The organism is Haloarcula sp. CBA1131, from assembly GCF_008728975.1.
GTDB classification, from domain to species: Archaea; Halobacteriota; Halobacteria; order Halobacteriales; family Haloarculaceae; genus Haloarcula; species Haloarcula hispanica.
Genome location: NZ_RPCY01000001.1, coordinates 460,355 through 479,594 on the forward strand (window position 1 = coordinate 460,355; position 19,240 = coordinate 479,594).

Sequence of the window (19,240 nt, forward strand, 5' to 3'; positions counted from 1 at the left end):
CACGGCCAAAAACACCCGTCGGACGGCCGTCACGCGCTCGTCTGTCGCCCTGATGAATCCGGGTGACGCTATCGCTCACATGAAGTCCGCGATACCTGACTGCTTGTTGTGGTCGTTTTCGAACACCGACTCTATTTTCCGTTCCAGGATCTTGAGCCGCTGTTTCGTGTAGTCGCGGGCTCCGAACTCGTCGGCGACGCGGATGGCCGTGTCGATGTACTTGTTGACCGAGCCCTCGTGGACGGTGAGGTTGACGCGGCCGCCACACTCTCGACAGTCGCCGGTCAGGGGCGCGCGGCGGAACGACTCGCCGCAGTCCAGACAGCGAGTCTCTTGCCGGGAGAACGCCCGGAGGTTCCCGATGAGGTCCGGCAGGAAGTGGTACTCGATGATGCGCTCGGCCACGTCGCTCTCGACGACGGCCCGGAGCTTCCGGGAGATCTCGAGCTGGGCGTCCATCTTGTCCTCCATCGACCCGAGCGTCTTGTACGCCGAGAGGTCCGGCCCGGCGGCGATGTTCGCCGTGTCGTGGGTGTGGCGAAACTCGGTGTACTCGCGGTCGGTCCCCAGTGTCTCCTCGGCGATTTTCATCACGTCTTCGACCTCGGTCGGGTCTTTCATCTCGCGGGTGGCTTCGTAGAACTCCCGGGGATAGCTCTCCATGATGTCCATGTTGTGGGCCTCGTCGTCGATTTCGCTGGGGTCGATGCGCGAGGACATTACCAGCGGGGCGTCCATCTGTCCGCCACGCTGGTTCGGGAGGTAGGACTTCGAGAAGTTCAGCAGGCCGTCCATCAGGAGCATCACGCAGTCCTCGTCGCCGTCGCACTGGCCGACATAGGTTCCTTCGACGGCAACGCGGTGCGTGTCGGCGACCGTGAGACAGTAGACGTGGTCCACGTTGCTCTCGACGTACTCGACAGTCTCGACGGTGTCTGTCGGGGCTGCGCCGTCGGTTGCTGCCGTCGAGGCCTCGCCGCGTGCCGTCATCGTGGTCGTCTCGCCGCCGTCGTAGGCAGGGAGTTCGTCGCCGGCAGTCAGGTCGCCCGCCGGGACTTCCTCAATCCCATCGGAGCCGGCACGGAGCATCGTGTGGTCGGGCGTAACCCTGAGGGTTCGGTCGCCGACGGAAATCTCGACGAGGTGGTCCGGCGCGGGGTGTTTCGAGACGGCGTCGACGGGCTGGCGACAGGGACCGTTCTCGCCCAGCGACGACACGGTGAGGTCGCCGTCTAACTCTTGAACGAGTGTCCCGAAGTCGTCCTCGTCGGGGTCATCCAGTCGGTTTTCGACCAGTTCCTCGATGGTCCCGTACTCCCAGTCGTCATTCTCGTCTTCGTACCACAGCCGCGTGTCCGGGTGGAAGCAGTTCCGGCGTTTGGCGGCGTGGAAGTACGGATGCGCGTAGCCGACGGCGGCGGAGGTGAAGCCGACCACGCGCCCGACCGTCGCCGCGCTGGTGTGGGGGGCCATCCCGAAGACGAGTTCGCCGACGAGGTCCTCGCGGTCGTCGAACTCGTAGAACCGCTCCAGCCCGTAGTACTGCTCTAAGAGGTCGTCGACGAAGCGAGCGGTCTGGAGCATGTGCTCGGCCGCGCCGTCCGAGAGGACGATGTCCTGGACCTTCAGTTCGACCAGCTGGTCATCGTGAGTCAGCGGATCGCCGTGGATGTCCTCCGTGTAGCCCAGCCCTCGGAGTCGCTCGGCGGAGACGTCCAGTTCCGAGGCTCGGACCGCCGTCACCGGCAGGTCCGTCATGTCGTAGCGCACTGTCCCGTCCTTGAACGCCGACACGTCGTGTTTCGCCCGAAGGATACCTTTCTCCATCGGCTCCGGGACCTTCTCCTCGGAGGTGAGCCCCTTGACCGCTTTCAGTTGCTCGAAGGCTGTCTCGCGCTCGCCGACGTTCTGCAGGGCATCGCGGTAGGCCTCTTGCAGGTCGAGTACCTTGTACTGGGTCGGCGAGGCGAGCGTCTCACAGCGCGTACACTCCGCGCGGCCGGACTCGTCGCGTTCGACCTCGGCCTCGCAGTCGGGACAGACGTACACCGGTTCGGTGGTGCCGCCACAGTCGGGACAGCCCGCCTGGTGGGTCTCGGTTCCGCAGTCGGGACAGCGCCGGCGGGCGATCTCCACCTCGACGTGGCCGGGCGTGTCGCTCATCCCGTCCGCGTGCTTCGTCGCCTTGGCCACGTCCCGCTGTGCGCCGCCGGCCTCGCCGATGGGGCTGAGCGTGTGGACGGCCGGCGAGAGGTCCCGCCGCTCGGATTTCTCGGGGCGACCCATCCGGTTGCCGATGCGGGTCGGGGCTCGCTCCCGGACCTGAAACGGCGCGATTTCGTTGATTACCTCGATTGCGTTCTGGCCGTCTTCGCGTTCGGCGTCCTCGGCTACCCCGATTGCGTCGAGCGACTCGCTCTCGCCGTAGGTCTTGGCGCGCTCGGAGAGGTCCGCAGGCGTCCAGTCCCGCTCTAACGAGCGGGAGAACCCGAGTGTCCGCACCAGCGGCACCCAGTCGGTGACGGTAATCGTGTCGTCGTCTTGGGTGTGCTCGACGAGGAGGTGTTCCAGCGTCTTCTGGACGGCATCGGTGCGGGGCAGGACGAGCGCGCCGTCGTCGCTGTACGTCTCGCCCGCTGTACCATTCACCTCCGGGTCGGCGTACGCGCCGTCGGCCTGTGCGACCTGTGCATCCTCGACGGCGTCGGCGAGCGCACACACCTGGTCGACGCTCACGTCGTGCCAGAGGTAGGTGTATTTCGGGTGCAACGGGGCGTCGTAGTCGGTCGCCCACTCGATGGCTTCCTCGGCGCTCGGGTCGGCGAGGTCGACGTGGGGCGAGTCCTGCATCGCCTGCACGTCCGCGCCCGCGGCGTCGAGGTCCTGTTCCCACCACTCGACGGTGTAGGAGGCCGGCGCGAGCGGGTGGTTGTTCTCGACGAACTCGCCGTAGTTGACCAGGTACTCGCCCAGGTCGAGTATCTTCTCGACGCCGTTGCGGACTTCCAGCGCCTCCTCGGCGTCGTCGATGCGGCGCACGTCGCCGTTGGCCAGGCGGACTGTTGGCCCCTCGATGGTGTCGACCGGCACGACGCCAGCGGCTTTCCCCGGCCGCTCGGTCTTGATCTGTGTGCCGGTCGCGAGGAAGTCGTCGACGAGATGCATCGTCGCCGGGTGGACGCCCGCGGTCGCGAAGCCGTGGTTGCGCGACCGCCCGTAGCGAAGCCGAAACCCGCCCGCCTTCGACGGGTGGGAGAACACCGGTCGGCCGGCGATGAGGTCCCGGAGGTATTTGTCGGCTGGCTCGACGCGGGGCGGCCCCGACTGCTCGTCAGCGTCGTCCTCGCCGCCGTCGTCCGCTCCCTCGCTCGCGTCGTCTCCACTCGCGTCTTCCGAGCCGTCCGCCTGGTCGGCCTCGTCCTTGCCGATGGTCCCGTCGATGAGGTCCTGCAGCCACGGCCAGTCGACCTCGTTCAGGTTCCGGGTGTAGCGCTGGATCTTCGGCGCTTTCAGGGCAATCCCTTCGGCCAGTACCAGACACATCCCGCCGCGCGGCGAGTTCGAGTCGACGCGTTCGAGGTCCCGATAGCCCGAGACTTCCTCGTCGCCGGTCGCTTCGCCGTCGAGCATAATCGGCATGTGCTCGGCGATGAACTTCGTCTCCTTCTCCTTGGGTGAGTACTGCAGGCCGGTGTCCTTGTCGTAGAGGTCGATTTCCTCGGCGTAGCGCCCGATCTCGTCGTCGCGGGCCTTGTACTGGTCGATGCCCAGCAGTGCGCGGGCGTAGTCGGCGACCAGCACCGACAACGCCTGCGCGGTCCCGCCAGCCGACCGAATCGGGCCGGCGTAGTAGACGTTGATGAACTCCGTCCCGTCGTCGTTTTCCAGCAGTTCGACGCGGTCGATGCCCTCGATCGGTGCGGCGACGACGCCCTCGGTCAGCAGGGCAACGGCGGTCCGGACCGCGCCCTCGACTTTCCCTTCGCGGCTGTCGTAGTCGCCGACAGTCCCCTCGACGAAGTCCTCGACCAGTTCCAGCGCGGCCTCCTCGCGGGACATCTGCCCCTCCAGCTCTCGAACCCGCTCGGCAACGCCGTCGATGCCGAGGATGTTCTCGACCCGGTCTGCCATGTCGCGCGCGGTTGGAATCTCGACCTCCGGCTTCGGGTCACCGCCGCGCTCTTTGGCCCGCTCGGCGACGTCGAAGGCGGCTTCGAGCTGTGTTTCCAGCGTTTCGAAGTACTGTTCGTCGGCCTCTCGCATCTTAGATATTCCAGAGGTCCAGGTCGGTTGGCTCGTCGTGCTCCCGTTCCAGTGCTGTGTCGAACCCGCGGACGTACAGCTCGCCCGCCCAGACGGTGCCGGCGTTCAGGTGGCCGGCAATCGCTTCGCCGTCGGGCCGCGAGAGAACAGCGTGGGTGTGGGCGAACCGCTCCCCGTCCAGCTGCGAGATGTTGCCCATACAGGCGGCGACTTCCAGCGGTTCGTCGAAGGTCACCGAGTCGTACTCGGTCCGGTCCTGGTCGTAGAACATGAGCTCCGCGTCTTGGACCGCCCCGAGCCCGTAGAAGAAGCCGGCGTCGATGCCCTGTTCGTCCGCGAAGGCCTCGATTTCGCCCCGCCAGTCCGCGCCGTGTGCCAGTCGGCAGACGTACTCGGACGTACTGTCGACTTCCCGGTAATCCATATACGTACTCGATGGCAGGCCGCTCCAAAAGCGTTGCTTTCGGTGCGACCGTTTATATCCGAGGCCGGGATTACCGCCGCCGTGACGTAGCCACGACCCGGCGCGCTCAGCGATTGCGCGGCACACCGCGCCGGGACCGACCCGTGCCGCCTGTTCGCCATTGTGCCGGGACAGACGACCGACCGGCGTTATCCCGGCAGCGACACCCGACTGACCGGATGGTTCCGGTCGGCGTCGTAGAACGAGAGTTCGTCGACGGTCCACCGGATCGGCTCGATGTCCCGCTCGACCAGCCGAGCGGCCGCGTCGCGGTCCCCGCCGCGGGCGACGGTTACGTGCGGGACGTACGCGTCGCCCTCCATTTCGTCGACGGGATCGAACCGCTCGCAGAGCCGCTCGTGCAGGGCGACAAGCCCCGGGCTCTCGACGGCGAGATACACCACCGGTGATGGACCGGTCACGGCCGTCTCGAACTGCTCGACGCCCGAAATCCGCGCCTCGAACGCCGACTGGCCGCGAAGCGCCTCACGTCCCTGCGCTTCCAGCCGTGCGTAGGCCGTGTGGTCGCCGCCGCCCAGTCGCTTGGCGACCAGCGTGTGCTCGCCCCGTCCCCGCCGCTGTGCGAGCGGCAGGTCGGCCGCGAGGTCGGCCGCCAGCGACGTGACTGCCGACGGGAGCGGGACGTTGATGCTGTACACAGTGGGCGCTCGTCCGCTGTGGGCAAAAAGAGCGCGGTCCTACAGCCGGTCGAGCAGCCACAGGACGATGAGGACGATCAGAATCACGCCGAGGAACGGCTGTAGTATGCCGAGCAGGCCGGTCAACAGCCCGAGCGCTGTATCGAGCACTTCGAGCCCTAGCCAGACCACAATGAGGACAAGGACAATCTTCAGCAGAGTGTCCACGTCGAGTTTGGCTCTGTCCATGCTCGATAGGATTCCCTCGCGGGGCAAACCCCTTGTGGCCATGGGGGCAGGCGATCCAGTCCAACCACCAAACTTGCCTGGGATGTAAGGCCCCTGACTATCAGTTCACACAATCGGCAATAAACGATATACCTGCTGAGGGGATAGCCGCGGTAGGATGGGCCGGAGCGCTGGAACGCTAGTAGTCGTATTCGTCGCGATAGCATTGCTTGTACCGACAGCGACCGGAGTCGGTTTCGGCAGCCTCGGCCAGCAGTCCGTCGACGCGGATGTGGTCGTGATGACTGCTGACGTGGACCCCGACGGGACCGCCGACTGGACGGTCGCCTACCGAATTCGACTCGACGACGATAACGCAACGCAGGCATTCGAGGACCTGCGGACGGATATTCAGGCCAACCCGTCGGCGTACACGGACCGCTTCGAGAACCGGATGCAGGACACTGCCGGGGCAGCCGAAAACACGACCGGCCGCGAGATGGCCATCGAGAACGTCACCGTGAGCGCGCGCGAGGAGACGTTCGGCCAGACGTACGGCGTCATCACCTATCGGTTCCAGTGGACGAACTTCGCCGGCGTCTCCGGCGACCGCATCGAAATCGGCGACGCGCTCTCGGGGCTGTTTCTGGACAGCGAGACCTCGTTGACCGTGCGCTGGCCGGCGGACTATCAGGCTGACTCCGTCGCGCCACAGGCCGACGAACGGGAGAACGCCTCTGTCACCTGGCGCGGCCAGCAGACGTTCGGGGAAAACGAGCCGCGAGTGGTCGTCAGTCCGGGGGACGCCGCTGACGGGGAGGACGAATCGAACGGACTCCTCGTCGGCGGACTCCTCGCGCTGGTCGGTATCGCCGCCGCAGCGTATGCCCTTCGCCGGTACGGCGTGCTCGGCGGCGGTAAGCCGGCCGAACCGCCGGCGTCGATGGTTGACTCGGACGAGTCTGAAGCGGAGCCGGCCGCCGTGACGGACGCCGACGCTGGCGCACCACCGGCCGAACTCCTGAGCAACGAGGAGCAGGTCCTGCAACTGCTCGAATCCAACGGCGGGCGGCTCAAACAGCAGCAGGTGGCCGGCGAACTTGACTGGACCGACGCCAAGACGAGTCAGGTCATCGGGGGCCTGCGCGACGAAGACAAAGTCGAGACGTTCCGCATCGGCCGCGAGAACGTGGTGACGCTGCCGGACACCGACGTGACTGGTGGGGAGGGTGACGGGAGCGACGGAGCCGACAGCGGCGGCGAAACCCAGTGATAAAGGAACCGACCGTTTACTGGAATCTGCCGTCTCATATCACTGCTGTCGGGCGGTTTTAATTCGGCTTAATCGGCGCTAACCCGGCATCACTGACTCCTATTTATAGGGTGTTCGGTGGTCAAGTAACGGCTATAATGAGACGAGCCACTCCGGTATTGCTGGCAGTCGTGCTCGTGGTGAGCACGCTCGCCGCGGTGCCCGCCGCGACGATGGCACAGGAGACTGAAACGGTGACCGAACAGGCCGACGAGAACGCGACGCCCCCCGGCGCACAGCTGGCGGGCGTCGTCAGCGTGCAGGAAGCCGAACTTGACGGTGAGGTCCAGTCCCGGACGTTCGGGGTCCGCATCGCGCAGGCGAACACTGACGACGCGAAGGCGTCCGTCGTCGCCGACCAGGTGAACGACTCCGAGGCCCGGCTCGCGGAACTCCAACAGCGCAAGCAGGCGCTCGCCGAGGCCCGCGAGAACGGCTCGATGAGGGAGGGCGAGTACCGGGCGAAGGCTGCACAGCTCCACGCCGAAACGAAGAACGTCCAGCGACTGGCTAACGAAACGAACGAAACCGCCAGCCAGCTCCCCGCCGAAGCCCTGGATAGGCAGGGCGTCGACGCGGCGGCAATCAAGACCCTCTCACAGCGCGCGAGCGAACTGAGTGGTCCGGACGTCGCCGCTATCGCACAGGGTATCGCCGGGCCGAACGTCGGACAGCAGGCTCGACCTGACGCTGCCAGCGACCGTGGCGGCGATGCGGTGAACCGCTCCGAGGCAGACGACCGTCCCGGGGTCGAGCGGGAACGAACTCAGGCAGGTGAACGGACAGACGATATCGATGCCACGCCGGCCAACGAGACGGCCACCGATGGCGGTGAAACTGAGCCGCCGACCGACGTCGGGTCCGACACTGTCGACGCTGGCCAATAGCACAAAAGAAGTCGAAGATACTGTTTAACCTCGTCACACAGCGGTCTGCGTGTCGCTACTGGCCGCTACGGGCGACGCGATGGCTACTGTGTCCATGTGTCTGGGGACCATACACACGCCACTGCGAACACGGAAACTATTAGTACTCGAATCACACAGCAGGTAGTACATGACGCGGACCTCTCGCTCCACGATGCTCGCTGCGGACAGCGAGGGGTCCCTCCGTTTCTCCCCACGACGACGACCGGGCCGTTTCTAGGCCCACTACTACTTACTCTTCACTCGACAGGTTCGTTTCGTCGCTAGACGCCGTCGTCGTCGGTTCGATGGGATACTCGATCTGTTGTTCGATCGAGAAACCGACAGGCACACCACGGGACCAATTCAGAACACATCCATGCCAGAAGGAAACGGAACCGTCGCGCTCGCCTTCTCAGGCGGGCTCGACACGACAGTCTGCGTATCGCTGCTGAAAGAAGAGTACGGCTACGACGAGGTCATCGGCGTCACCGTCGACGTCGGCCAGCCCGACTACGAGTTCGAGGAGGCCGAGGAGACCGCCGAAGCGCTGGGCGTCGAACAGCACGTCGTCGACGCCACCGAGGAGTTCGCGGACCTCTGTATGGAGGCCGTCAAGGCTAACGCCGACTATCAGGGCTACCCGCTCGGAACCGCCCTCGCGCGCCCGGTCATCGCCAAAGCCATTCTCTCAGTCGCCGAAGAGGAGGGCTGTTCGGCCGTCGCACACGGCTGTACCGGCAAGGGCAACGACCAACTCCGCTTCGAGTCCGTCTGGCGCGACTCCGACCTCGATGTCATCGCACCGGTCCGTGAACTCGGACTGACCCGCGAATGGGAAAACGAGTACGCCGCCGAGAAGGGCCTGCCCGTCGAGGGTGGCGACGGCGGTCGCTACTCGATCGACACGAACCTCTGGAGCCGCTCCATCGAGGGCTCCGAACTCGAAGACCCGAGCACTATTCCAGCCGACGACATCTACAAGTGGACGGACAACCCCTCGGACAAGGATGCCGAACTCGTCGAGGTCGAATTTGAAGACGGCGTTCCCGTTGCCGTTGACGGCGAGGAACTCGGCGGGGTCGAACTCATCGAACAACTCAACGAGCAGGCGGGTGCCCACGGTATCGGTCGCACGGACATGATGGAGGACCGCATGCTCGGGCTGAAAGTCCGCGAGAACTACGAGCACCCCGCCGCGACGGTGCTGCTGACGGCCCACGAGGCGCTCGAAGGACTCGTCCTCACGCAGGAGGAGCGCCAGTTCAAGGCCCAGGTCGATCAGGAGTGGTCCCAGAAGGCCTACCAGGGCCTCGTCGACGCGCCGCTGACGGGGGCGCTCGAAGCGTTCATCGACGACACCAACGAGCGCGTCACCGGTACCGTCACGGTCAAACTCGAAGGCGGTCACTGCCGCCCGGTCTCCCGCGAGTCCGACTACGCCGTCTACAGCGAGTCGGCGGCCTCGTTCAACGAGGAGGACGTCTCCGGCGGGATCACCCAGCAAGACGCCACCGGCGTTGCGAAGTACCACGGCTTCCAGTCCCGCCTCGCGAACAAGATCCTCGACGACGCGAAGAAGGGCGCTGCCGTAACGGACGGCAGCGGCGACCAATCTGACGCCGCGACTGAGGACACGGAGGAGTAAGCGAATGAGCGACGGCGAGGACCACGAGACGGCGGACGCGGACCACGCGGCCACAGCGGGCGACGCCGACCGAAGCGGCGAGACGGTCGTCCGCCGCGACCGCTTCGCGGGCGGGCCCGCCCGGTCGTTCCTCTCCTCGCTGTCCGACGACGAGCGCATCTTCGCGGCCGACCTGGCCGTCGACCGCGCCCACGTCGTGATGTTGGCCGAACAGGAGATCATCGACCGCGAGACGGCCGGCGACGTGCTGGCCGCGCTCGCGGACGTGGAAGACGCGGGCCACGGTGCGCTGCCCGACGGCGAGGATGTCCACGAAGCCATCGAGAGTGCGGTCATCGAGCGCGTCGGCCCGGACGGCGGGAAGATGCACACCGCTCGCTCGCGCAACGACGAGGTGGCGGCCTGCATCCGCTACCGCCTGCGCGAAGACGTTCTGGACCTCGTCGAGACCGTCGTCGGTGCCCGCAAGCAACTCATCGACGTGGCTCGCGCCGAACGGGAGACGGTGATACCCGGCTACACGCATCTCCAGCCTGCCCAGCCGACCACGGTCGCCCACTGGGTGCTGTCCTACGAGCAGGCGCTCCAGCGCGACACCGCGCGCCTGCTGGACGCCTACGAGCGCGTCAACCAGAACCCGCTCGGGTCGGCCGCGTTCGCCGGGACGCCCTTCGATGTGGACCGCGAGCGCACGGCCGAGTTGCTCGGGTTCGAGGGCGTCGCCGAGAATTCGATGGATGCCTCGGCGACGCGGGATTTCCTCGTCGAGACGACCAGCGCTGTCGCGACGCTGGCGACGAACCTGTCGGGGCTGTCCGAGGACGTGGTCGTGATGGCGAGCAAGGGCCACGTCACCCTCGACGACGACTACGCCTCGACCTCCTCGATCATGCCCCAGAAGAAGAACCCCGACACGCTGGAGCTGGTCCGCGGTCGGACGGGTGACGCCGTCGCCGGGCTGAACGGCCTGCTGACCAATCTGAAGGGCCAGCCCCGGGCGTACAACCGCGACCTGCAGCGCGCCGGTCGCCACGCTTGGGACGCCATCGACAGCGTCACCGAGAGCGTGGCAGTCGCCGCGGGCGCGGTCGCAACCGCTGACTGGCCTGCCGAGACGCTCGAAGCCGCAGCCACTGATGGCTTTGCGACGGCGACTGGCGTGGCGGACTTGCTGGCGATGGCCGGTGTGCCGTTCCGCACGGCCCACGAGGTCGTTGCCGAGGCCGCCGCCGGTCTGGGGTCCGAGGAAGACGCGCCCGACTACGAGGCACTGTCGGCCGTCGCCGAGGACGTGCTGGGCGAGCCTCTGTCAGCCTACGTCGACCGCGACGCGCTGGAGGACGCACTTGACCCAGCGGAAAGTGTCGCGATGCGGGACTCTCGCGGTGGCCCGGCCCCCGACGCCGTCGCCGAGCAGGTGTCGGTAGCCGAAGACGCACTCGCCGCCGACAGCGAGGCACTGACTGACCGCTGGCAAGCGGTTTCACAGGCGGCTGACCGCCGCCAGACGGAGGTGGACCGATATGTCTGACCGACCACCGTCCCCTCGCGGGACAATTATACCATACTTCTGATACACGATTCGGAAACGTGGCGGATTTGGAGCTTTGATACGATTAGAAGGCAGTATATCTTGTTAAACTATTCTGATATGTTCGAAGGCTTTAAGTGGATCCCTGTCACAGGATGAACTACAATGGCAGAATGCATCGAGTGCGGGGCGGACGTGTCCCTGCACGACAACCTCGAAGTCGGAGAGATCGTTGACTGTGCCACCTGCGGTGCCGAACTGGAAGTCGTTGGCGCCGACCCTGTCGAGCTCGACAGCGCACCCGAGCTCGAAGAGGACTGGGGTGAGTGAGGTGTTCGCGGTGGCGCGGCGCTCGACGCCGTACGTGACCGTGGCGCTCGACGCTGCGAGCCGCGAACCCACGGAGGACTCAGTATGAAAGTCGGACTCCTCTACTCGCGCATCCGCCGGGACGAGAAGCTGCTCCTGTCGGAACTGCGCGAGCGCGACCACGAGATCGAGAAGATAGACGTTCGCAAACAGCAGTTCAACATCCACGAAGCCCCCGAGGCCTTCGAGGATCTGGACCTCGTCGTCGACCGCTGTCTGGCGACCAGCCGCAGCGTGTACGCGACGAAGTTCGCGAAGGCCTACGGCGTCCCCGTGGTCAACGGACCCGAGGTCGCCGACACCTGCGCGGACAAGGTCAACAACAGCCTCGCGCTGGAGGCCGCGGGCGTGCCGACGCCGAACACCGACGTGGCGTTCACGAAGGACGCGGCGCTGGAATCCATCGAGAAGTTCGGCTACCCCTGCGTCCTCAAGCCGGTCGTCGGCTCCTGGGGTCGCCTGATGGCGAAGATCGACTCCCGCTCGGCCGCCGAGGCCATCCTCGAACACAAGGAGACGCTCGGCCACTACGAGCACAAGATCTTCTACGTCCAGGAGTTCGTCGACAAGCCCGGCCGCGACATGCGCGTGCTGGCCGTCGACGGCGAGCCCATCGCGGCGATGGTCCGCTCCTCGGACCACTGGCTCACCAACGCCGCCAAGGGCGCTGAAACCGACGAGTTCGAACTGGACGACCGCGCACTGGAACTGGTCGAGAAGGCCTCCGACGCGGTCGGTGGCGGCCTGCTCGGTATCGACCTGATGGAGGTCGGTGTCGAAGAGGGAGGCGAGGCCGACCAGCGGGAGGCCTCGGGACAGGCGAGCGGCGACGAGCCGCGAGCGCGCGAGTTCGAGGACTACACGGTCCACGAGGTCAACCACACCGTCGAGTTCAAGGCCTTGAACGAGGTCACCGACGTGGACGTGCCCGCGAAGGTCGTCGACTGGCTCGAACAGAAAGCGGCGACCGAGACTGACGCCGAGGTGACAGCATGACGTACACCGCGAGTGTCGTCGGCGGCTCCGGATTCACCGGCGGGGAACTGCTTCGCATCCTCGACGGTCACCCCGAGTTCGAACTGGCACAGGCGACCAGCCGCTCGAAGGAGAACAAGACTATCGGGCACTCGCACCCGAACCTTCGCCACTCGGACCTGCGCTTCTCCTCGCCGTCGGACCTGGAGTCGGTTGACGTGCTGTTCGCCGCGACGCCCCACGGCGTCTCGATGGAACAGATCGACGCGTTCCAGGAGGCGGCCGGCACTGTCGTCGACCTCTCGGCGGACTTCCGCCTCGAGAGCGAGGCCCAGTACGACGAGTGGTACGACGGGCACACACGCCCGAAACTCCTCGAACAGAGCGAGTACGCGCTGCCGGAACTCAACCGCGACAACCTCGAAGGCGCGGACCTCATCGCCTCCGGCGGCTGCAACGCCACGGCGACGATCCTGGGCCTGCTCCCGTTGTTCGAGGCCGACATCCTCTCCGGCGACGAGCAGGTCGTCGTGGACGTGAAGGTCGGGTCCAGCGAGGGCGGGGCCGGCGGCGGCGAGGCCTCCAGCCACCCCGAGCGCTCGGGCGTCGTCCGCCCGTACGCGCCCACGGGCCACCGCCACGAGGCCGAGATTCAGCAGTTCCTCGGCATCGACGTGTCATTCACCGTCCACGCGGTGGACATGATTCGCGGCGCGAGCGCGACCTGTCACGTCTTCCCCGAGGGCCCGGTCTCGAAAGGCGACCTCTGGGGAGCCTACCGCGGCGAGTACGAGGACGAACCCTTCGTCGAACTCGTCGCCGGGGGCGGTGGCGTCTACCGCTACCCCGAACCCAAGTCGGTCGCGGGAACGAACCGCGCCGAGGTCGGCTTCGAACTCGACCCCGGCAACAAGCGACTGGTCGTGTTCTCGGCCATCGACAACATGATGAAAGGGTCGGCGGGCCAGGCCGTTCACGCGGCCAACGTCGCCCTCGGCATCGAAGAGACGGCGGGGCTGGAGTTCCAGGGGCTCCACCCCGTCGGCGCACCGTAACCCCTGACCTGAGTTCTTATGACAGTCGTTATCAAAGTCGGTGGCGCTCGCGCGGTCGACCCCGCGGGGGCGCTTGCGGACGTGGCATCGTTAGTGGCCGATGGTGAACAGGTCGTCGTGGTTCACGGCGGCTCCACCAAAGTCGACGAGACGCTCGAACGGCTCGGCGTCGAGCCCGAATACGTCGAGACGCCGTCGGGCGTCGTCGGTCGGTTCACCGACGAGACCACGATGGAGGTGTTCGAGATGGCCTTCGGGCATCTGAACACCCAGCTCGTCGCCGGCCTCCAGAGCGAGGGCGTCGATGCGGTCGGGCTCACCGGCGTCGACGGCAAACTGCTCTACGGACCGCGCAAGTCCGCAGTGCGGGTCGTCGAGGACGGGAAGAAGAAGATTCGCCGCGGCGACCACTCGGGCACGATCAAGCAGGTCAACGGCGACCTGCTGGAGACCTTGCTCGGCGATGGGTACACGCCGGTGGCTGGGCCACCCATGGCGGGAGACGATGACGGTGAGGTAATTCCAGTGAATACCGACGCCGATCGCTCGGCGGCGGCCATCGCCGGCGAACTCGATGCGCAGTTGGTGCTCCTCACTGATGTCGAGGGCGTTTACGCGGACCCCGATGACCCGTCGACGCTCATCGAATCGGTCGAGACGGCAAGCGACTGGGACGCTCTTGAAGACGCTGCAGAGGGATTCATGGGCCGGAAAATCATGGCCGCCGAGGAGGCGCTCGACGGCGGCGCATCGGAGGTCGTGGTGGCAGACGCCAACGCCGAGTCACCGATTCTCTCGGCGCTTGACGGCGGCGGAACCCACGTTCACGCGAGCGCACTCGAACAGGACACAGACCAGACAGCGACGGAGGAACAATGAGCGGATTCGTTTTCAACGAGAAACCTATCCAGATCGAACGTGGCGACGGTGCCTACGTCTACGACGACAGCGGCACAGAGTACTTAGACATGGGCGCGTCCTACGCCTGTGTCCCGCTGGGACACGGCCACCCGGCGGTCCAGAGCGCCGTCAGCGAGCAGCTAGAGAAGATCACGTACGTCCAGGCGTCGTACCCGAACGCCGAGCGGACGGCGCTGTACGACCTGCTCGCCGACACCGCACCGGACCCCATCGACAAGACCTGGCTCTGTAACTCCGGGACCGAGGCCAACGAGGCCGCGCTGAAGTTCGCCCGGTCGGCGACGGGGGACTCCAAGATCGTCGCGACGATGCAGGGCTTCCACGGCCGGACGATGGGCGCGCTGGCGACGACGTGGAAGAACAAGTACAAGAAGCCCTACGAGCCGCTCATCGGCGACGTGGAGTTCGTCCCCTACGACGACAGCGAGGCGCTCGACGAGGCCGTCGACGAGGACACCGCCGCGTTCATCGTCGAACCCGTCCAGGGCGAGGGCGGTATCAACCCGGCCTCGGACGGCTACCTCGAAGCCGCGCGGGAGATAACCGAAGACGCTGGCGCGGCGCTCATCTTCGACGAAGTCCAGACCGGAATCGGCCGGACGGGCGCGCTGTGGAACTCCCAGCGAGCCGCCGTCGCACCCGATATGATAACCGCGGCGAAAGGGCTCGGCAACGGTCTCCCCGTTGGGGCGACGCTGTGCCGGGACTGGATCGCCGAGGACTACGGCTCCCACGCCTCGACGTTCTCCGGCGGGCCGGTCATCTCGGCGGCCGCCGGCGCGACCGTTTCGACCGTCATCGACGACGACGTTCCCGCAAACGCCGCTGCGATGGGCGATTACCTCCAGACGGAACTGGAAGCGGCCATCGGCGACGAGGTCCGGGACATCCGCGGCGAGGGCCTGATGATCGGCGTCGAGGTCGGCCGCGGCGCGAACGCGGCCCTGAAGGAACTCGCGCTGAACCACCAAGTGCTCGCGCTGCCGGCCGGCCGCACGGTCGTCCGCCTGCTTCCGCCGTTGACCATCGACGAGTCCCACGCCGACGCCGTCGTCGACGCGATGGCGGAGGTGGTGGGATGAGCGAAGCCGCGAGCCGCGAGGCCGACACGGAGGCCCGCGACCTGCTCGAAGCAATCGTTCGCACGCCGTCGGTGTCCCGCGACGAGGAAGCCGCGGCCGAACGGCTGGTCGAGTTCTTCGAGGCCCACGGCCGCGAGGCGTGGCTCGACGAGGTCGGCAACGTCCGCGCGCCTGCTGACGACGGCGTCCTGCTCACGTCCCACATCGACACCGTCCCGGGTGACATCCCGGTCCGTGTCGAGGAGACCGACGAGGGCGACGTGCTGTGGGGCCGCGGCAGCGTCGACGCGAAGGGGCCGCTGTGTGCGATGGCCGTCACGGCCGTCCGCACCGGAGCCTCCTTCGTCGGCGTCGTCGGCGAGGAAGTCGACTCGAAGGGTGCCCGCCATCTGGTTGAGGACCGCGAGACGGCACCCGATGCCGTCATCAACGGCGAACCCTCCGGCTGGGAGGGCATCACGCTCGGCTACCGCGGCCTGCTGGCCGGAACGTACGTCGCCACCAGCGAGTCCGGCCACTCCTCGCGCCCGGAGAACAACGCCATTCAGGACGCCATCGACTGGTGGTCGGCGGTCGACGACGAGTTCGAGACCGACGAGTGGCACCCCGTCTTCGAACGCGTCACCTGCAAGCCCGTCGACTTCAAGGGCGGCACGTCCAGCGACGGGCTGAGCGTCGAAGCGACGATGGACGTCCAACTGCGGGTTCCGCCGGAGTACAGCACCGACGAGATCCGGGAGATTGCCGACGGATTCCTGGAGAACGGCACGGTCAACTGGGACGACAAGGTCGAGCCGGTGATGCAGAGCCCCCGGACCAGCGCCGCCCGGGCGTTCCGGGCCGCGATCAGGAAGCAGGGCGGCGAGCCCACGCTGCTTCGCAAGACCGGCACCAGCGACATGAACGTCTACGCGAAGGCGTGGGACTGTCCGATGGTGACCTACGGGCCTGGCGACTCCGACCTCGATCACGCACCGAACGAGCACCTCCCGCTCGACGAATACGACCGCTCCGTCGCGGTGCTGGAAACCGCGACCGAACGCCTGCTGGAGGACTGACATGGACATACTCGACGTCGACGACCTCACGACCGACGAACTGGCGACCGTCCTCGACCGCGCCGCGGCCATCAAGGCCGATCACGGCGAGGGGAGTCCGAGCGACCTGCTGGACCAGCAGACGCTCGGCATGATATTCGAGAAGCCGTCGACCCGGACCCGGGTCTCCTTCGAGACGGGGATGACGCAACTGGGCGGCCACGCCGTGTTCCTCGGTCCCGACGACATCCACCTGGGCCACGGCGAACCGGTCAAGGACACCGCCCGCGCGCTCGGGCGCTACGTCGATTTCATCATGGCCCGCGTGTTCGACCACGCGGACGCCGAGGAGTTGGCCGAATACGCCGAGGTCCCGGTCATCAACGGGCTGACCGACGACGCCCACCCCTGCCAGACGCTCGCCGACCTGCTGACCATCCGCGAGCGGTTCGGCGACTTCGAGGACGTCTCCGTCGCGTGGGTCGGCGACGGCAACAACGTTTGCCAGTCCTTCGTCATCGGCGCGGCGATGGTCGGACTGGACCTTACTGTTGCCACCCCGGAGGGCTACGGCATCTCCGATGACGTGGCCGACCGCGCCGCCGCCTTCGGCAACGCGCCCGAGACGACCCACGACCCCGAGGCCGCCGTCGCCGACGCCGACGTGGTGTACTCCGACGTGTGGGTCAGCATGGGCCAGGAGGACCAGCGCGGCCAGAAACTCGAAGACTTCGAGGGCTTCCAGATCACGACGGACCTGCTCGAAGATCGGCCGTTCATGCACTGCCTGCCCGCCCACCGCGGCGAGGAGGTCACCGACGACGCCATCGAGTCGGACAACGCCATCGTCTGGGCGCAGGCAGAGAACCGCCTGCACGCTCAGAAGGGGTTGTTGGTGTGGCTGTCTGAGCAGGCGTAGACCCGTCCCGAACGGGAAAACGTGGCCTAGAGAAACACCGACGAGGCCCGCTTGACGAAGTCAACTGGATCTGACCTGAGCTGATCGACGTACCTGAGCGGGTCGGATTTGACGGCCTCGATGGACATCCGGCCGTTTCTGGCGACGCGGGTCAGATACCCTTGCTGGAGCATCCGGTTTTGCTCCTTGCTGTAGACGGGTTTGTTCGTCTGCATAGCGATCGTTCGGGCCTGGGAGTGTGAGCTCTCGATGAACAGCTTGGCGTCCGAAGACCCGTACACCTCGGCCTTGTACTCGCCGTGGTTGCCCGCGGCGACCCGCGTAGCCTTGTCCGGGTACTGCATCATCACCAGCTCGTCGTACTCGATTCCGTGCTCGTCGAGCCAGGCGGCGGTCTCGCTGCGATACTTCTCCAGTCGGCAGGTGACGATCTGCCCGATTTCCACCGAGGGAACACAGATCGGGTCGACAGTCGAGATAAACTCCCGGTATTTCGGCCCGTCGTCGTTCTCTTCGGGCGTCGGGTCACGACAGAGGATGCCGTCAAGGTCGACACAGGAGTCCACGAGGAAGTCGTGGTGCATCATGTTCCACTCGAATACTCTCGGGAACGGCAGGGTCTGGGCGTAGGTATCGACGAACCGCTCGGACCCCTCGTCCACGTACACAGCGCCGTAGTACACGTCCGCGGACAGATCAAACCCGTCAATGGTCGACTGCGCATCGGTCATTTCGCTCCCGGTGTAGACGGTGTCGTCGACGACCAGTATCGTCGAGAACTCCGAGAGGTCGAACTCACCGTCGTACCGTTCCCCCGTCTGTAGGAGTCTGCCCTCCCGCAACCCGTCGATATCCGTCATCGGGAGATTGAGATGCAGCGAAAGTAAGTTTGACACTAGCATCCCGCTTCTGGGTATTCCGACGATCAGATCCAGGTCGTCTGGTAGATCGACGATCCACTCCTGCGTATCAGCACTGAGGTGGTCGAAACTCCTGTAGTTCATTGGTTTCTGGGATCGGGAAGTATTAGCATCCTCGTCGTAGCTCGGACACCACGAGGAGAAATGCGCTTACTTCTTTTTAAAGTGACATTAGCCAGTGAGTATTAATGCTTTTGATATGTACTCCGACGAGACATTCTTATGCGGATATAGGTGATCTGTGGCAGCTCTGGTTCGTATGAGGACAATCTCCACCCGAAACAGCACCCTTTTCGATAGGTTTGGTACTGTTTTACACAGTACTAGCTGCTGTTGGAATCCTGCTAGCTGGTCCCTCTAGCTGAAACAGTAACTATCCCTATATCTTCGACAACTGTTCACAGGGGTCTGTTTCCCGAGCCGCTGCCGACAGCTCGGAACCGGATAGAAGCGGACAGTCAAGACTCCGTCGCGGTGAGGTTGAGGTAACGACCCAGTTTATCCGGGTTGGCATAATACAGACCGGTATGTCTGTCAACCCCTCTCCGGACCAGTTCCACGAGCTGATGGTCGACGACGAACCGAACCTCTCGGACGTGATGGCCTGTGTTTTCGGCGTTCAGGAACACGAAGTACGGACGTATCAGACATTGCTCGAAACACCTGCAAGCACTGTCGAAGAACTCGCTGACGAACTCGGTCGGGATCGCTCGAACGTCAACCGGTCGCTATCGACGCTTCGCGAGAAGGGGCTCGCGACGCGGAAACGGCGGTTGCTCGACGGCGGCGGCCATGTGTACCAGTACACTGCGACACCGCTGTCGGAGGCCCGCGAACTGATGCACGAGACCCTCGACGAGTGGACTGTCGCGGTTCATCACCGTATCGACGAGTTCGACGCCAGGCCCAGCGAGTGATAGCTGCCGCGCCGTGAACGCTGGCAGTATAGCCGACAACCGTCCGACTTTTGCCCA

At 65.7% G+C, this 19,240-nt stretch carries 17 protein-coding genes; 12 read left to right on the forward strand and 5 right to left on the reverse strand.

The genetic code is table 11. The features are described 5' to 3' along the window. Positions 1-75: 75 nt before the first annotated feature. From Har1131_RS02395 to Har1131_RS02410, 4 genes are all read right to left on the reverse strand, one after another. On the reverse strand, positions 76-4,263 hold the full coding sequence (locus Har1131_RS02395) for a DNA-directed DNA polymerase II large subunit (RefSeq protein ID WP_151144919.1): 4,188 nt from the start codon (positions 4,261-4,263) through the stop codon (positions 76-78). Position 4,264: 1 nt separating this feature from the next. Next, complete coding sequence (locus Har1131_RS02400) at positions 4,265-4,687, reverse strand: PPC domain-containing DNA-binding protein (protein WP_151144922.1); 423 nt, start codon at positions 4,685-4,687, stop codon at positions 4,265-4,267. 188 nt (positions 4,688-4,875) lie between these two features. Next, entirely contained in the window at positions 4,876-5,385 is a 510-nt protein-coding gene (locus tag Har1131_RS02405) for a 2'-5' RNA ligase family protein (protein ID WP_014041694.1), read from the reverse strand. A 39-nt stretch (positions 5,386-5,424) separates the two neighbouring features. After that, positions 5,425-5,613, reverse strand: coding sequence for a hypothetical protein (locus tag Har1131_RS02410; RefSeq protein ID WP_014041693.1), 189 nt, complete (start codon positions 5,611-5,613; stop codon positions 5,425-5,427). A 157-nt stretch (positions 5,614-5,770) separates the two neighbouring features. On the opposite strand from Har1131_RS02410, the gene Har1131_RS02415 reads away from it, so the two are divergent. The 11 genes from Har1131_RS02415 (at position 5,771) to argF (ending at position 17,346) form a co-directional block, all read left to right on the forward strand. Next, the gene (locus tag Har1131_RS02415) at positions 5,771-6,865 is read left to right on the forward strand and encodes a hypothetical protein (RefSeq protein WP_151144925.1); all 1,095 of its coding nucleotides are present in this window, start codon (positions 5,771-5,773) and stop codon (positions 6,863-6,865) included. A gap of 137 nt (positions 6,866-7,002) precedes the next feature. Then, complete coding sequence (locus Har1131_RS02420) at positions 7,003-7,791, forward strand: hypothetical protein (protein WP_191907461.1); 789 nt, start codon at positions 7,003-7,005, stop codon at positions 7,789-7,791. A gap of 397 nt (positions 7,792-8,188) precedes the next feature. Next, complete coding sequence (locus tag Har1131_RS02425) at positions 8,189-9,457, forward strand: argininosuccinate synthase (protein ID WP_050037275.1); 1,269 nt, start codon at positions 8,189-8,191, stop codon at positions 9,455-9,457. Positions 9,458-9,461: 4 nt separating this feature from the next. Next, entirely contained in the window at positions 9,462-10,988 is a 1,527-nt protein-coding gene (argH, locus tag Har1131_RS02430) for an argininosuccinate lyase (RefSeq protein ID WP_151144928.1), read from the forward strand. A 165-nt stretch (positions 10,989-11,153) separates the two neighbouring features. Next, the gene (gene lysW / locus Har1131_RS02435; RefSeq protein ID WP_004959888.1) at positions 11,154-11,318 is read left to right on the forward strand and encodes a lysine biosynthesis protein LysW; all 165 of its coding nucleotides are present in this window, start codon (positions 11,154-11,156) and stop codon (positions 11,316-11,318) included. An 84-nt stretch (positions 11,319-11,402) separates the two neighbouring features. After that, positions 11,403-12,353, forward strand: a complete 951-nt coding sequence (locus Har1131_RS02440; RefSeq protein WP_151102691.1) for a RimK family alpha-L-glutamate ligase — start codon at positions 11,403-11,405, stop codon at positions 12,351-12,353. Further along, positions 12,350-13,387 (forward strand): N-acetyl-gamma-glutamyl-phosphate reductase, encoded by a 1,038-nt coding sequence (gene argC, locus Har1131_RS02445; RefSeq protein WP_151102690.1) that lies wholly within the window; start codon positions 12,350-12,352, stop codon positions 13,385-13,387. Before Har1131_RS02440 ends, argC begins: the two co-directional genes overlap by 4 nt. Positions 13,388-13,405: 18 nt before the next feature. Continuing rightward, a complete protein-coding gene (locus Har1131_RS02450; protein ID WP_004959879.1) occupies positions 13,406-14,266 on the forward strand; it encodes an acetylglutamate/acetylaminoadipate kinase in 861 nt (286 codons plus the stop codon). Next, positions 14,263-15,390 (forward strand): aspartate aminotransferase family protein, encoded by a 1,128-nt coding sequence (locus Har1131_RS02455; protein ID WP_129755806.1) that lies wholly within the window; start codon positions 14,263-14,265, stop codon positions 15,388-15,390. Before Har1131_RS02450 ends, Har1131_RS02455 begins: the two co-directional genes overlap by 4 nt. Beyond that, positions 15,387-16,448 carry a [LysW]-lysine hydrolase gene (locus tag Har1131_RS02460; RefSeq protein ID WP_151144931.1) on the forward strand — a complete coding sequence of 354 codons (1,062 nt, stop codon included), beginning with the start codon at positions 15,387-15,389 and terminating at the stop codon, positions 16,446-16,448. The genes Har1131_RS02455 and Har1131_RS02460 overlap by 4 nt, the downstream gene beginning before the upstream one ends. Position 16,449: 1 nt before the next feature. After that, positions 16,450-17,346: an ornithine carbamoyltransferase gene (gene argF / locus Har1131_RS02465; protein WP_014041683.1), complete on the forward strand. Its 897-nt coding sequence runs from the start codon at positions 16,450-16,452 to the stop codon at positions 17,344-17,346. A 26-nt stretch (positions 17,347-17,372) separates the two neighbouring features. On the opposite strand, the gene Har1131_RS02470 is transcribed toward argF, so the two are convergent. Then, positions 17,373-18,350: an orotate phosphoribosyltransferase gene (locus tag Har1131_RS02470; protein ID WP_050037269.1), complete on the reverse strand. Its 978-nt coding sequence runs from the start codon at positions 18,348-18,350 to the stop codon at positions 17,373-17,375. A gap of 443 nt (positions 18,351-18,793) precedes the next feature. Here Har1131_RS02470 and Har1131_RS02475 point away from each other — a divergent pair, with 443 nt between their 5' ends. Then, a complete protein-coding gene (locus Har1131_RS02475; protein ID WP_004959860.1) occupies positions 18,794-19,183 on the forward strand; it encodes a helix-turn-helix domain-containing protein in 390 nt (129 codons plus the stop codon). Positions 19,184-19,240 lie beyond the last annotated feature (57 nt).

What these genes read in the sequence shown, in the direction of transcription:
- Har1131_RS02460 (WP_151144931.1), top strand. Translation starts at nt 15,387, where the DNA reads ATGAGCGAAGCCGCGAGCCGCGAGGCCGACACGGAGGCCCGCGACCTG.
- argC (WP_151102690.1), top strand. Translation starts at nt 12,350, where the DNA reads ATGACGTACACCGCGAGTGTCGTCGGCGGCTCCGGATTCACCGGCGGG.
- Har1131_RS02450 (WP_004959879.1), top strand. Translation starts at nt 13,406, where the DNA reads ATGACAGTCGTTATCAAAGTCGGTGGCGCTCGCGCGGTCGACCCCGCG.
- argH (WP_151144928.1), top strand. Translation starts at nt 9,462, where the DNA reads ATGAGCGACGGCGAGGACCACGAGACGGCGGACGCGGACCACGCGGCC.
- Har1131_RS02415 (WP_151144925.1), top strand. Translation starts at nt 5,771, where the DNA reads ATGGGCCGGAGCGCTGGAACGCTAGTAGTCGTATTCGTCGCGATAGCA.
- lysW (WP_004959888.1), top strand. Translation starts at nt 11,154, where the DNA reads ATGGCAGAATGCATCGAGTGCGGGGCGGACGTGTCCCTGCACGACAAC.
- Har1131_RS02470 (WP_050037269.1), bottom strand. Translation starts at nt 18,350, where the DNA reads ATGAACTACAGGAGTTTCGACCACCTCAGTGCTGATACGCAGGAGTGG.
- Har1131_RS02475 (WP_004959860.1), top strand. Translation starts at nt 18,794, where the DNA reads ATGTCTGTCAACCCCTCTCCGGACCAGTTCCACGAGCTGATGGTCGAC.
- Har1131_RS02410 (WP_014041693.1), bottom strand. Translation starts at nt 5,613, where the DNA reads ATGGACAGAGCCAAACTCGACGTGGACACTCTGCTGAAGATTGTCCTT.
- argF (WP_014041683.1), top strand. Translation starts at nt 16,450, where the DNA reads ATGGACATACTCGACGTCGACGACCTCACGACCGACGAACTGGCGACC.
- Har1131_RS02400 (WP_151144922.1), bottom strand. Translation starts at nt 4,687, where the DNA reads ATGGATTACCGGGAAGTCGACAGTACGTCCGAGTACGTCTGCCGACTG.
- Har1131_RS02440 (WP_151102691.1), top strand. Translation starts at nt 11,403, where the DNA reads ATGAAAGTCGGACTCCTCTACTCGCGCATCCGCCGGGACGAGAAGCTG.
- Har1131_RS02425 (WP_050037275.1), top strand. Translation starts at nt 8,189, where the DNA reads ATGCCAGAAGGAAACGGAACCGTCGCGCTCGCCTTCTCAGGCGGGCTC.
- Har1131_RS02395 (WP_151144919.1), bottom strand. Translation starts at nt 4,263, where the DNA reads ATGCGAGAGGCCGACGAACAGTACTTCGAAACGCTGGAAACACAGCTC.
- Har1131_RS02420 (WP_191907461.1), top strand. Translation starts at nt 7,003, where the DNA reads ATGAGACGAGCCACTCCGGTATTGCTGGCAGTCGTGCTCGTGGTGAGC.
- Har1131_RS02455 (WP_129755806.1), top strand. Translation starts at nt 14,263, where the DNA reads ATGAGCGGATTCGTTTTCAACGAGAAACCTATCCAGATCGAACGTGGC.